The 13,941-nt window shown below is 42.7% G+C and carries 14 protein-coding genes; 6 read left to right on the top strand and 8 right to left on the bottom strand.

The genetic code is table 11. The annotated features are described in order from the left end of the window. Nucleotides 1-21: 21 nt before the first annotated feature. The 5 genes from tsaB to MB380_RS16670 all read right to left on the bottom strand — a co-directional run bounded on the left by tsaB (nt 22) and on the right by MB380_RS16670 (nt 4,744). Nucleotides 22-729 (bottom strand): tRNA (adenosine(37)-N6)-threonylcarbamoyltransferase complex dimerization subunit type 1 TsaB, encoded by a 708-nt coding sequence (tsaB, locus tag MB380_RS16690; RefSeq protein ID WP_253528227.1) that lies wholly within the window; start codon nt 727-729, stop codon nt 22-24. Between the two features lie 69 nt (nt 730-798). Beyond that, nucleotides 799-2,046, bottom strand: a complete 1,248-nt coding sequence (locus tag MB380_RS16685; RefSeq protein ID WP_253528224.1) for an ABC transporter permease — start codon at nt 2,044-2,046, stop codon at nt 799-801. Between the two features lie 303 nt (nt 2,047-2,349). Then, nucleotides 2,350-2,493 carry a hypothetical protein gene (locus MB380_RS16680; protein WP_253528221.1) on the bottom strand — a complete coding sequence of 48 codons (144 nt, stop codon included), beginning with the start codon at nt 2,491-2,493 and terminating at the stop codon, nt 2,350-2,352. 127 nt (nt 2,494-2,620) lie between these two features. Continuing rightward, nucleotides 2,621-3,529, bottom strand: a complete 909-nt coding sequence (locus MB380_RS16675; RefSeq protein WP_253528203.1) for a hypothetical protein — start codon at nt 3,527-3,529, stop codon at nt 2,621-2,623. A 273-nt stretch (nt 3,530-3,802) separates the two neighbouring features. Then, on the bottom strand, nt 3,803-4,744 hold the full coding sequence (locus tag MB380_RS16670) for a CPBP family intramembrane glutamic endopeptidase (RefSeq protein WP_253528199.1): 942 nt from the start codon (nt 4,742-4,744) through the stop codon (nt 3,803-3,805). A 101-nt stretch (nt 4,745-4,845) separates the two neighbouring features. On the opposite strand from MB380_RS16670, the gene dusB reads away from it, so the two are divergent. The 6 genes from dusB to ligA all read left to right on the top strand — a co-directional run bounded on the left by dusB (nt 4,846) and on the right by ligA (nt 11,056). Next, on the top strand, nt 4,846-5,874 hold the full coding sequence (gene dusB / locus MB380_RS16665) for a tRNA dihydrouridine synthase DusB (RefSeq protein WP_253528196.1): 1,029 nt from the start codon (nt 4,846-4,848) through the stop codon (nt 5,872-5,874). 20 nt (nt 5,875-5,894) lie between these two features. Further along, nucleotides 5,895-6,782 (top strand): DMT family transporter, encoded by an 888-nt coding sequence (locus MB380_RS16660; RefSeq protein WP_310587339.1) that lies wholly within the window; start codon nt 5,895-5,897, stop codon nt 6,780-6,782. A gap of 10 nt (nt 6,783-6,792) precedes the next feature. Next, a complete protein-coding gene (locus MB380_RS16655; protein ID WP_253528181.1) occupies nt 6,793-7,293 on the top strand; it encodes an acetyl-CoA carboxylase biotin carboxyl carrier protein subunit in 501 nt (166 codons plus the stop codon). Nucleotides 7,294-7,380: 87 nt separating this feature from the next. Further along, nucleotides 7,381-8,097, top strand: a complete 717-nt coding sequence (pyrH, locus tag MB380_RS16650; protein WP_253528178.1) for a UMP kinase — start codon at nt 7,381-7,383, stop codon at nt 8,095-8,097. A gap of 147 nt (nt 8,098-8,244) precedes the next feature. After that, nucleotides 8,245-8,805, top strand: a complete 561-nt coding sequence (gene frr / locus MB380_RS16645; RefSeq protein WP_253528155.1) for a ribosome recycling factor — start codon at nt 8,245-8,247, stop codon at nt 8,803-8,805. Between the two features lie 172 nt (nt 8,806-8,977). After that, nucleotides 8,978-11,056, top strand: coding sequence for an NAD-dependent DNA ligase LigA (gene ligA / locus MB380_RS16640; RefSeq protein WP_253535596.1), 2,079 nt, complete (start codon nt 8,978-8,980; stop codon nt 11,054-11,056). A gap of 2 nt (nt 11,057-11,058) precedes the next feature. On the opposite strand, the gene MB380_RS16635 is transcribed toward ligA, so the two are convergent. The 3 genes from MB380_RS16635 to MB380_RS16625 are packed head-to-tail and all read right to left on the bottom strand — an operon-like array spanning nt 11,059 to nt 13,815. Next, on the bottom strand, nt 11,059-11,988 hold the full coding sequence (locus tag MB380_RS16635) for an arginase family protein (RefSeq protein ID WP_253528138.1): 930 nt from the start codon (nt 11,986-11,988) through the stop codon (nt 11,059-11,061). Between the two features lies 1 nt (nt 11,989). Further along, nucleotides 11,990-12,943: a nitrilase family protein gene (locus MB380_RS16630; protein WP_253528135.1), complete on the bottom strand. Its 954-nt coding sequence runs from the start codon at nt 12,941-12,943 to the stop codon at nt 11,990-11,992. 2 nt (nt 12,944-12,945) lie between these two features. Further along, the gene (locus tag MB380_RS16625) at nt 12,946-13,815 is read right to left on the bottom strand and encodes a pirin family protein (protein WP_253528118.1); all 870 of its coding nucleotides are present in this window, start codon (nt 13,813-13,815) and stop codon (nt 12,946-12,948) included. Nucleotides 13,816-13,941 lie beyond the last annotated feature (126 nt).

Raw genomic sequence — 13,941 nt, 5'->3', positions numbered from 1 at the left:
TATAGCTGTGGCACTTTGGGTTTATAAGGCTTTTTTAGGCGTGGTAGCCATAAACTCTTTCAGGTAATACGGTTCAAAGTCGGCCACGTTTTCAAATTCCTGCTTAAGAAATGCATCATTAGCGAGCTCGCCAATGGCTTTTGCAGATGGGTTAATTGTTTCGTTAAGAAAAATGGCATTCTGAAATTTACCCAGCACTGCTTGGCATTTAGCAGCGCCATCGCCAAAGAAAACAATTCTGCGCGTTTTTAATATCTCTTCAAAAGATGTCTCATCTATTATTTTTGCTTCGGTAGCAGTTACCTGCTCCAGGCTCTTTGCTTCGTACAAAGCGCAGTACACTTCCATGCGCCGGGCGTCAAGCATAGGGCAAAGTAGTGGTGGGTTATCATTGCCAACTGATTTTGCCACATGATGCACCTGCCAGGCCATTGCCTGAAGGGTGTTAATAGCTAAAAGGGGTTTGTCTAGCGTAAAACATAAGCCTTTGGCAGTAGAAACACCTATGCGCAGGCCTGTGTAAGAACCCGGGCCTTTGGCAACTGCAATGGCATCAATATCGTCAAAGCTCAAAGAAGAAACTTTTACTACCTGCTGCACCAGTGTGGTGAGCATACCGGACGACGATTTCTCATGAAACAACTCGCTGAGCGCTAATAAACGGGTGTCCTGATGGATAGCTGTTGAGCAGCCTTTGGTAGAAGTTTCAATACTTAGAATGATGGCCATTACAAAAATGAGTAATTTTGAATTCACAAAATTACTCATTCGTCTGACAAGGCATCAAGATTTTACCTTTTATTTGCTTCTAATGGCAATAACGGGGTCTAGTCGGGCTGCCTGCCAGGCAGGTATAATACCGAAAAGTATACCGATAGAACTGGAAACCACCAGCCCCAAAACAATGTTGCGGTAACTCAGAATAATATCAAGTGAGCCTAATGGCAAGAAACTGATGAGATACACCAGTAAGAGACCGAACAACCCGCCCACTACACAAAGAAATATGGATTCGAACAGGAACTGGAAAAGTATAAAGTAGTTTTTTGCACCAAGCGATTTTTGTATGCCTATAATATTGGTTCGTTCTTTTACGGTTACAAACATGATATTGGCTATACCGAAGCCGCCTATGAGAAGCGCAAAAAAACCGATGGCTATGCCACTAACACGTATCGTTCCGAATAGTTGCCCTAGCATGGCTGCTGCTGCTTCCGGGCGGTTCAGCGCAAAGCTGTCTTCCTGCGATGGTCTCAGGCCGCGTTTGGTACGCAACAATCCGGTTATTTCTCCTTCCAGTTCATAAAGCCCTTCGTCGGAGTCATATCCTTTAAAAACAATGTCGCCTGTCAGTTCACCAGACGAGAAAATCCTTTTGTGCGCCAGAAAAGGTATCAGCACTTTCTGGTCTGGCTCACCACCAAAATCGGCAATCTGTTTTCCTTTTTTCTCCTGCACACCAATCACAACAATGTTCTGACCTTTCATTTTAAAGGTTTTACCAATCGGGTCGGTGTCAGGGAATAAAGTTTCGGCAATTTCAGCGCCCAGCACAGCAACATTTTTGCCAGACTCAATCTCTTGTGGAGCAAAGTAGCGGCCATTATTAATTGGTACCTCGGTTATCTCGTTAAATTCGTAGGTAATACCCTGGCAAAGGGCATCAATACTATTGTTTGCTCTGCGGCATGTAACATTACCTGCAAAATCCATCATGGCGCCTGCCTGGGCATGTTCCAGATTTTCCTTCAGGTATTTATACTCGTTATATTTGGGTTCGGGTCGCATAAAGTACTTCCACCAGGGGTAGTCTCCGTTAGAAAAAAGCCAGGGCCATTTCTGAACATATATTACATTGGTACCTATTGAATTAAGGCTGCTTTTGATGTTGGCTTCCAACGAATCCACCATTGTCAGTACCCCTATAATTGAAAAAATACCTACGGTTACTCCCATTAACGAGAGCATGGTACGAAACAGATTGGCCCGCAATGCCTGAGCGGCAAAACGGAAACTCTCAAATACTAGAAAGAAAAACTTGATCATAAATCTTTGTTTGAGTGATTGAGTGCGCAGGTGGATTCTGACAAACGAAAATAGATTTCTTTCAAGTATTAAAAAAATGAAATAGGCTGATACGTCTGAAAATATCAACTAACGGTAAAATTTAAGGATAGTTGGATTAGCCAGAAAATGACTGCCCACAGAGGGCAGGGCTAAGGAGTTGCAGGTCTAAGGCAGAATTAACAAACGGGCTTATTGAAAGCTAACCTATGGATGATCAGGTTTGTGCCGGGGGGCAGAACCCAGCCCCCGATATTAAGAGAAACGTAAACCACCTGCCGGTTTTTAATAATTGATGGCATCGGGGTCTAGCAATTTCAGACCTGCCAATGATTTGATACCTGACTTGGTCTGTAGCTCAATTTTTTCAAAAGAAGGCGTTTGCCAGCTTTTTTTTACTTTCCTGGTGCTTACTGAATAGGGTGCCATAGGGGTGAAATGTTAATTTTAAAAAAAAGTATCCGGGTCTTAAAATGAGTTACAAATACGGTATATAAAAGTATTATAATTAATTTAAGCATCTATCACAACACGTTAATCATTTTATTGTCAGGCTTTAATGTTTTTCTTCAAGCAGGTTTTCAATATATGCAAGTATGGTATCCAGTGTGTCAACTTCGTTCGGGCGAGTTATTACGGTTGTAGGTATCTGATTTGAAAGCAAACTAATTACCTGAAAATAGTCTTTTAATACCCCCATGCCTTCAATGTACTGAAGCCGGTAGGCATAATTTTGCAGATATTTAAATGCCTGAATACCCATAACCTGCCTGGTTTCCAGATGGCCGGTATCTTCTTTTTCCAGAACAAAAATCCGCTTGATTCTCATCGGCCTGGTATCAAATGATTCGTTAAACAATTTGCCGTATTTATCCATGGTTGGTCTTATCCTGAGTTCTTCCTCATAATCACCAATATTGGCCCGGTCAAAGCTGTCTTTCCAGAGTTTCATCATCGGGTAGGCAGCATAGGCGCTTATGCCGTCAGGAGTTGGCACTGGTACGCATACATCGTCAGAAAATATTCTGTAGCCTTTTGCCTGAAGCGAAGCTACCGTGGTTGACTTCCCCGCTCCGGAGTCTCCCAGAAACAATACTATGCCTTCGTTATCATAAATGGCAGAAGCGTGCATAGGTATCATCTGGCGTTGATACAAAATGGCCGCCATTGCATTTGACAAAAAAAACAGCCGCACTTCTTTCATATCGGCATTGGCGGCGGGTTCAATAATCACGTGGTTGCCAGAAGTAACATAATAGCCACCCACGTTTATAATATTGAGAAAATAGTTGTCTGAATCAAAACTAATGGTTGATTCACTGTCTTTTTTCGTGTCTGTATATGCTGAGGGGATTGTTCCGATAACTACGCTTATATCCGGGTTTTCAGTTGGGGCAATTATATGAAGTTCAGGAAAAACAATATCAGTTACTAGAGAAAGACCATAAGCAAAATAATAATTCATCAGGTGTTCAGGTATTTGATTCCGGACCGCCCCAAGGCTCATAAACGCAATCTGACATCAGAAGGTCCGGCTTTAAAAGTTAAAAAATGTCCTTAAATTGGGTTTACAGGTGCAAACTTATCAATGAAAAGATTCAATTATTTGCTCAAAATTCCCTTGGTAATCAGGTAAGGTATGATTAGCCATAACAAGCCTTTAATAAGAAAGAAAAAAAAACCTGCCCAACCCAGGCGTTTAAACCAGAGCTTAAATTTATTCTGTTTTTCCATAATGTTATGATTCTGCCGACTGTTTGTCAAGATAATTCTTAAACAAAAATAACAGGCCAGCGGTTGCAATCAGTGAAAAAATAACAATAGGAGTAGGCATGTGGTCAAGGTTTTCAAGGTCTGTTTTTACAATTTTAAGGTTGTAAAGATACATAATGATAATAGCCAAGCCATTGTTAAAAATATGAGCTGCAATAGGCACCCAGATGTTGCCCGTCCAGTAATACAGGTAACCAAACAACACGCCAAGCATCATGCGCGGCAAAATTCCATAAAACTGGAAGTGTATAACCGCAAAAATAAAACCCGATAGCCAGATAGCTACATGAATATTTTTTGTGCCCAGAAACAATTTACGCATCAGCAAACCTCTGAACACCAGTTCTTCTCCTACACCTGCAATAACGGCTATCACCACAAAAGCCAATAAAAACTGCCACAATGAGGTAAAAGATGTAAAAAACCTGGTGGTTTCGGCCAGTTTATCTTCCATGTTTTTGAGTATGGTTTCAAGGCCTTTCATTGACTCCGGGAAAACGAAATTCTGGTTTAGTTCCTGCAGCCAGCCATTGAAACCCATAAAGCTTACCTCAATAAGTAAAACCATGAAGAATATTCTGATGGGCGGTAAGGATTGAAAATTGAGGTCGCTCCATTGTTTTTTCTCAATAACCCGCCAGTACAACCACGCTGTGCCAACAAAACCTGCAAAAGACCCTAATCCCTGGCCTATAATCATGCCTAACCAGGCATTGGGTATTTTTCTCAGGTCTTCACCACCTTTCATCATGACATCCAGTGAGACACCTGCGGCGAGTACTGTTACCAGTTGTATCAGACCACCAAGCACCAGAAAGTTAACCAGAAAAAGGCCGAGAATAATGAGAACGGAAGAAGCAGCAGGGTTTTCGTTGGTTTTGATGTACATTCGGGAATTATTTTCCATAATTACTGTTTAAAATTAGTATAACAGAATTTGCACGGAATTCGGTAAATTTGCAGTAAAAATATTCACTTATTTGTGAATTCACTAATTCAATTTTCATTTTGGTAAAAATAGGTAACATATCATTAGGAGATTTTCCGCTTTTGCTGGCACCTATGGAGGATGTCAGCGACCCGCCGTTCAGGCTGGTGTGTAAAGAAAACGGAGCAGATCTGATGTACACTGAGTTTATTTCGTCTGAAGGCCTCATAAGGCATGCAGCAAAAAGTGTGCAGAAACTGGATATATTTGAGTATGAGCGCCCCATTGGCATTCAGTTGTTTGGCAGTGATGTTGAAACCATGGGCGAATGTGCCAGAATTGCTACGAATGCCAGTCCGGACCTGGTAGATATCAATTACGGTTGCCCTGTTAAAAACGTGGCCTGCCGTGGCGCAGGAGCTGCTTTGTTGCAGGATGTTCCGAAAATGACAGAGATGACCGCCGCCGTTGTGAAAGCCACACACCTGCCTGTAACTGTAAAAACACGCCTGGGCTGGAATGAGGAAACTAAAAATGTGGAAGAAGTGGCCGAGCGATTGCAGGATGTAGGCATACAGGCGCTGACCATTCACGGGCGCACACGGGCCCAGATGTATAAAGGTGAAGCCGACTGGACGCTGATAGCCAAAATAAAAGAGAATCCGCGTATTAAAATACCGATTTTTGGAAACGGAGACATCGACTCACCTGAAAAGGCGCTTGAGTATAAAAACCGCTTTGGTGTAGACGGCATCATGATTGGCCGCGCGGCCATTGGCTACCCGTGGATATTTAATGAAATTAAGCACTATTTTAAAACCGGCCAGCAACTACCCGCCCCAAGTATTGACCAAAGGGTAGAAGCCGCACGTAAGCACCTTACGTTTTCTATAAAATGGAAAGGCGACCGCCTGGGTATTCTGGAAATGCGCCGGCATTACAGCAATTATTTTAAAGGCCTTCCCAATTTTAAAGAGTATCGCATGCGGATGGTGCAATCGTTGGATATTAACGAAATTATGGATATCCTGAACGAAATTCCGGTTGTGTATGATGGATACGTACTTGAAAAACAAGCCATAAAGGTTGAGTACGCCGGTGTAGATTAAACTAACCTACTATATAACAATTGAATACTGCCGTTTCTGCTACCCGTCGTAAAAGCATAGTTGTATGGCTGTTGCTATGCCTGTTGGCCACCATGTGGGGTTCTTCTTTTTTAATCATGAAAAAAAGTCTGCCCGCTTTTACACCTGTGCAGATAGGTGCCCTCAGAATCATGTCGGCGGGTTTGGTTTTCCTGCCCTTGCTTATTAAGCACCGGAAAGATTATCCTGCCGCAAAAACAAAATACTTTGTACTTACCGGTTTATTAGGCTATTTTTTCCCTGCCTTTTTGTTTGCATTGGCTGGCACAAGGGTTAACAGCTCGCTGGTAGGGGCGCTCAATTCTGCCACTCCTCTTTTTGTGCTGGTGGTGGGTGCCTTGTTTTTTCAGCAGGCAATCAGGGTTTCACAATTGGCAGGGCTGGTGCTTGGTTTTGGGGGTAGTCTAATGCTTATACTCTCGGCAGGTAAAGACGGGCTCTCTTTCAATAATCCTTATGCCTTGCTGGTTATTGCGGCATCGCTCATGTATGGCTTCAATGTTAACATTACGGGTAAACATCTTAACACTATTAATCCGGTATTGCTAACCGGCTGGACACTCATTGGTGTTGCCCTTATGGCCGGTGTTGTTCTTTTTTCTACAGATTTCATCCAAAAAATCAATAAGGCCAATATCGTACCCTTGTTATTAATTATTTTGCTGGGTGTAGTAAATTCGGGCATTGCTACTATTATTTTTAATTATATATTGCAGGCGGCTTCACCGGTTTTTGCTTCGTCGGTTACCTACCTTATACCAATTGTAGCAACTATTATGGGCTTTTTAGACGGAGAACCAATTTCTTTGCTGCATTATTCAGGAATGAGTATTATATTAGTGGGTGTATATCTGATCAACAAAAAATAAGTTGTGCTTTATGCTGAAAGCGATTGTAAACGACACCGAAACCCTGGAGGTATCTGAAGACAAAGGGCATATACTTGTGAATAACGAGCCTTTTGATTGGAACCTGTCAAAGATTTCTGAAAAAGACTTCCATATTCTGAAAGACAATAGATCATATAATGTTGAGGTAGTAGAAGCCAACTATGCCGAAAAGACTTTTAAATTAAAAATCGGCGGCACCATTCATACAGTAAATCTGAAAGACAGAACAGATTTGCTTCTTGAAAAAATGGGCATGAGCAGCAATAAATCAACCCGGTTGAACAACCTGAAAGCACCCATGCCCGGGCTTATCTATGAAATGAAAGTGCAGGTGGGTGATGAGGTTAAGAAAGGTGACGTTTTGTTGATTCTGGTAGCGATGAAGATGGAAAATGCTATTAAAGCCGCCGGCGACGGTAAGGTGAAGACAATAAAGGTAAAGACGGGTGAGACCGTAGAGAAGAACCAGGTAATAATGGAATTTGAATAAAATTTATTCGCTGCCCTCTTTCAACAAAGAGGGTATTTTTTTGATTGATTGAGACAAATATTTAATTTTACGCGCAAATCATACACTATGAACCAACTTAAATACAAAAGAATCCTTTTAAAGCTAAGTGGCGAAGCCTTAAATGGCGGAGATAAAAGCCAGATTATTAATTCAGATATCCTTTCGCAATACGCACTGGAAATCAAATCGGTGGTAGATGCGGGCTGCGAAGTGGCTATCGTTATCGGTGGCGGAAACATTTTCCGCGGGGCAAGTACTAACTCTGGTATTGAGCGCGAACAGGGTGATTACATGGGCATGATAGCCACCGTTATTAATGGTATGGCTATTCAGAGCGCCCTTGAAAAAGTTGGTTTAGTTACCCGGCTGCTGTCGGCAATTAAAATGGAACAGGTGGCCGAGCCGTTTATACGCAGAAGAGCGATACGTCATCTTGAAAAAGGAAGAGTGGTAATACTCGGAGCCGGAACCGGTAATCCTTATTTTTCGACCGACTCTGGCGGGGCATTAAGAGCCAATGAATTAGGTGTTGACCTGCTTTTGAAAGGCACCAGTGTAGACGGTGTTTATACCGCCGACCCACGTAAAGACCCGACTGCCACCCGTTACACCCAGATAAGTTATGATGAGGCCATTAACAAAAACCTTAAAATAATGGACCTAACCGCATTTGCGCTTTGTAAAGAAAACAGAATGCCGATTGTGGTGTTTGATATGAATCAGGAAGGGAACCTGATGAAAGTGGTGACCGGCGAAGATATTGGAACGTTGGTAAGCGAGTAGTAATAATTGTGTGATTGAGTGAATTAATGACTGAGTGAATAGGCTGAAATGGCTGATTGCAAAATCATTATTCAAGAAAAATATTCACTCAAATACTCAACCACTAAATCACTAAATAGTAACAGAGACTGAAAAATATATTAGACAATGGAAGAAATTGATCTCGTAATTGATATGTCGAAGGACTCGATGGAGCGTGCCTTGAAACATACTCAAATTGAACTTTCGAAAATAAGAGCAGGAAGAGCCAGCGTAAATATGCTTGACGGCATCATGGTTGAATACTATGGTGTACCCACGCCATTAAACCAGGTATCGTCAGTGAGCACACCAGATGCCCGCACCATTGCCATTAAGCCTTTTGAGAGAAAATTAATCAACGATTTAGAACGCGCCATTATCAATTCAAATCTGGGCCTTTCGCCTGCCAATGATGGTGAAGTTATCCGTTTGAATATTCCACCATTGACAGAAGAACGCCGTCGTGATCTGGTAAAAAGAGTAAAAGGCGAAATTGAGGTGGCCCGCGTGAATATCCGTAAGGTTCGTCAGGAAGCAAACGATGAGTTAAAAAAGATTCAGAAAGACGGTGGCTCTGAAGACGAAGTGAAAAAAGCTGAAGACAGAGTGCAGAAACTGACTGATGCTTATATTCAGAAAGCAGAACAGATGCTGGCTGACAAAGAGAAAGATATCATGAGTGTTTAGACACAATAGAATTTTGATTTCGTACAAATGCCTGCTTTGAGCGGGCATTTTTGTTATACGTTAATTTCCTTGAATTTTTTCAAACTAAACCCTCAATCGGAAATTAGAATATTTCTTCTAATTTTGACATAAAAGAACAAAATCAGTGTCTATACCTAAGAACTTGACAGAAATGAACCCGGCCGATAGAATTATTGAACTGACAGAACAACTGAATTACTATAATGACCGCTATTATCAGGATAGCGTTTCGGAGATTTCGGATCAGGAATTTGACCTGATGCTAAAAGAACTGGAAAGCCTTGAAGCGGAGTATCCGGAACTGAAACAGCCTGATTCACCAACGCACAGGGTAGGTGGGGGTATCACCAAAAATTTTGCCAGTGTGGCGCACCGGTATCCTATGCTTTCGCTGGCCAATACTTACAGCGAGCAGGAACTGCTTGATTTTGACGAACGTGTAAGAAAAGGGCTGAACGGGGAAAGCTATGAGTATATATGCGAGCAGAAATTTGATGGTATTTCGTTATCAATGACCTACCAGAACAGGTTATTTGTAAGGGGTGTAACCAGAGGCGATGGGGTGAAAGGAGATGACATAACCACCAATATAAAAACACTAAAAAGCCTGCCATTAAAAGTTAATAATAAAGAGGATATTATACTGCCCGATGTTTTTGAGGTACGCGGTGAAGGCTTTTTGCCTTTTGAATCTTTTGAACGCATGAACCGCGAGGCCGAAGAAGCTGGCGAAGAGAGTTATGCCAACCCAAGAAATGCGGCTTCTGGCACTTTTAAACTGCAGGATTCAAAAGAAGTGGCACGCCGTGGTTTGGATGCCTACGTTTATCAGTTTTTGTCTGACGACGAGATTTTCAGTACCCATGAAGAAAGCCTGATTGCACTAAAAAAACTGGGCTTTAAGGTATCTCAGACCTGGCGCAAGTGTACCAACATGGCAGAGGTAATGGCTTACATTAATGAATGGGAACAAGAGCGGTATAAGCTACCCCTGGCCACAGACGGTATCGTAATTAAACTTAACTCGTTTGCGCAAAGAGAAGAGCTGGGCTATACTGCCAAAAGCCCCCGCTGGGCCATTGCTTATAAATACAAGGCGGAATCTAAACCTGCCATTCTGAGAGGCGTTACTTATCAGGTAGGGCGAACGGGGGCTATTACTCCGGTGGCGGAACTAGACAACGAGAAGCTGAACAACAAGGGTATCCATCTTTCAGGCACAACGGTAAAGCGGGCGTCGCTGCATAATGCCAATGAAATAGAAAGGCTGGATTTAAGAATAGGTGATACGGTTTTTGTTGAAAAGGGCGGAGAGATTATACCCAAAGTAACGGGCGTTGATTTGACGAGACGAAATCTTTTTATTTCGCAAAAGATTGAATACCCGACTCATTGCCCTGAATGCGGTGCTGAACTGTACAGAAAGGAAGGCGAAGCCAACCACTATTGCCCCAACGAAAAAGGATGTCCACCACAGATACGTGGCAGGATAGAGCATTTTATTCATCGCAAGGCTATGAATATTGATAGCCTGGGTGAAGGAAAAATTGAACTGCTTTATGAAAAAGGGCTGGTCAATGATGCCGCCGATTTGTATGACCTTACGTATGAAAAACTCTTTGGCCTTGAAAAAGTAATAGAAGACAAAGAGACTGGTAAAATAAAGAAGATTGGTTTCAAAGAAAAAACGGTACAGAATATTCTGGATGGTATTGAGAAATCGAAGCAAATGTCGTTTAAACAGGTGCTGTTTGCTATTGGTATCCGATTCGTGGGGGCAACAGTAGCCGAAAAACTGGCTGGTTTTTTCAAAAATATAGATGCAATTAAAAACGCTTCTTATGATGAATTAAGAACCGCACCTGAAATTGGAGACAAAATTGCGCTGAGTATTCTTGATTATTTTCAAAACGAAGATAATAACCAGTTTATTGAGCGGCTTCGGGCTGCAGGTTTACAGTTTACCGCGGGCAACGAAGTAAAAGAAATAGAAGGAGAAGCCTTAGCCGGAAAAACATTTTTGTATACAGGTACATTTGAGAACTTTGAGCGTGAGGCGCTGGAGCAGAAAATTGAGGCCAATGGGGGTAAGGTTGTTAGCGGGGTATCTGGCAAGCTCGATTACCTCATTGTTGGCGAAAAACCCGGCTCCTCAAAATTAGAAAAGGCTAAGAAACTGAATGTAAAAATGATATCAGAAACTGAATTTATGGATATGCTGGCTGTCTGATTTCAGGCTTGCTGAAACAAATCTACCAGCTCATCAACCAGTTTTTTGCCATAGACTTTGCCAGGGTCAAGGTCGGGGTCGTATATAGTCAGTTGAAACCCGCATACCAACCCCGACCTTAACAATGCCTTTAGCAATGTCTTAAGCTCTGCATAAGATAAACCATCTTCCTGCGGCGAATCGACGGCGGGCATAAGCTCTTCATTAAGTACATCAGCATCTACATGCAGCCATAGGCCGTCTACTTTATTTTTTCGTAGTTTTGCTATAAATGCATTGGCTGTTTCTTCAATTCCATTCGCTCTTAATTCGGGTAAGTCGGCACTAAAAATATTGGTATTATAGAAGTTGCCGTTGAAAGTTTCGTCATAGCATCGGTTGGCAAATTGAGCCGTATTGGCTTCGGCCACATACGGCTTCAGGTTGTCAATATTGGTAATAGCGTCTGGGCCTATGCCGGTTACAATGGCTAAATCCATACCTGCTACCCCACCTGTTGACGAACTTATTTTGGCTATGGCATAGTCTGAATGGCCATCAATATGGGCCAAACCATAAGTGCCTGACTGTTTAAGTGCCAGCATACTGCCTACTAAAATGCTGCAATCGCCACCAATTACAATTGGCAGCTGGTCTTTTTCTACAATACTTTTAATGACAGCCGCATATTGCTTACTGTAACTAAGTATTTCAGGCAGGTTTCTGATGCCTGTTTCAGCGTCAACCTTACCGCTGTAGGCAGGCGGTTCTATGTGTATATGCGCTGCTATCTTCAGCCTTTCTGCAAATAAAAACTGCTTGAATACCCCCGGCATTTTTCTTGTACCCGGGCCATCTTTATCGGCATAGGGCATCCGTTTCAGACCCAGATTAGATGGAGCCGTTACAAAGACCAGGGTCTTATCAAGTATTTGCCCGGGTTTTGATGACATACTATTTATCTGTATTCAGCCAGACTACTTTTTGTTCAGGTGTATGCTCCAGCCCGATGATGTCTCGGTACAAATCCGGCCTTCTGGCTTTTTTGTACCGGTAGCCGCCTGCCTGTGTCAGTTTTTCAGGCGTTAGGGTAGCTGTTACAAAATCATCGCCCAGTGTGCGGCACTCAGCAATTATATCACCAAATGGGTCAACAATCATAGAGCAACCGTTTTTCAGCTGGTCAGCATCCATACCAATCGGGTTCGAGAAAATAGCATAAATGGCGTTATCATAAGCCCTGGCTGGCAGCCATTTCATTAGCCAACCCCGGCCTTTCATGCCATCAAACTCCAGTCGCAACGAGGTTGGGTCGGCTTCCCTGTTCTGCCAGAGTTGGGGGTCTACAAAACCGGCGCCCGGCCTTGTAGATGGCGTGCACATGGTTACATGGGGCATAAAAATAATATCAGCGCCCAGTAGGGTGGTAGCACGCACGTTTTCTATAATATTATTATCGTAACAAATCAGAATGCTGCATTTCCAGCCGTGGATTTCAAATAGGCAATATTCGTTGCCGGGAGTAAGGTGAGGGTTGATAAAAGGATGCAGTTTGCGGTATTTGGCCACCAGTCCGTTTTTATCTACGCATACATAGGCTTTAAAGAGGTTGTCTTCCTTGTCTTTTTCAAACAGCCCGGCAAGCACTACAATGCCATGCTTGCGGGCAATGGCTGTCAGTTGTTGAATGCTTTCTCCGTCAGGAATTTCCTCGGCTATGGCCAGCATCTGTTCTTTAGAAAGTGAGCGTGCAAAAGTATAACCGGTTACTGAACATTCATGAAACGCTATTACCTGCGAGCCAGCCTGCGCGGCTTTACCGGCCAGTTGGTCTATGACAGATAGATTATAGGGTTTATTGCCGCTTTTGTTTTCAAATTGCGCCGTTGATATTCTCAGGTTGTTCATAATCAGGCTGGTAAGGGTATATATCCGGTTTCTCCTTCAATTTTTGGGAAAGACTGCTCTTTCCATCTGGTTTTGGCATCGTCAATAGTTTCTTTGCTGGTTGCTACAAAATTCCAATAAATGAATCGTTCTTCTGCAAAGGGTTCTCCGCCAAAAATATAGATGGTACTGTTGGGTTTCAGGGTAAATTCACAAAGTTTATTGTCTTTGGCCACCAGAATACGCTTGGGCTCGTAGCTATTGCCTTCGGTTTCAATGCCGCCTTCTAAAATATATATGGCTACTTCGCCGTATAAATCGCGGCCGATGGTCAGGGTTTTTTCTTCCGTATTTTTAAGTTCAATCAAAAACAACTTGCTATAAACCGGCACCGGCGACTGATACCCCAAAGCTTCGCCTGCCACTAGTTTGTAAGTAATACCATCTTGCTGCCAGGTTGGTATTTCATCGGCAGGGACATGGTAAAAAGTGGGTTCCATGGTTTCCAGCTCTTTGGGCAGGGCAATCCAGATTTGAAGGCCATGCAACATTTTATCGGTATCTCGCAGGTAGTCGGGTGTTCGTTCCGAATGCACTATGCCTTTACCGGCGGTCATCCAGTTTACTTCGCCCGGTTTTATTTCCATAACAGTGCCAAGGCTGTCGCGATGCATAATGTTACCTTCAAACAGATAGGTAAGTGTAGATAAACCGATATGCGGGTGCGGGCCAATATCTGCATTTTCTCTGTCACTCATGCAAACCGGACCCATGTGGTCAAGAAATATAAATGGTCCTACCATGCGCTTACCTCTAAATGGCAGCAACCGCCCCACCATAAAACTACCTAAGTGTGTGGGCCTTTCTTCAATTATCAGGCTGATATTGGACATTTTTTATTGAGTGAATGAGTGATTGAGCGAATGAGTGAATTAGCGAATTAGTGATTTAATGAATGAAATGTATAGTGGGTGTATTACTTACGGCTATTGGTTTCAACATAACGTAAATTAAATGTT

Origin of the sequence: Emticicia sp. 21SJ11W-3, assembly GCF_024138715.1 — a bacterium.
GTDB lineage: Bacteria > Bacteroidota > Bacteroidia > Cytophagales > Spirosomataceae > Emticicia > Emticicia fluvialis.
Note: the sequence above shows the minus strand (reverse complement) of the source record. Positions and strands in the feature narration are given on the sequence as shown.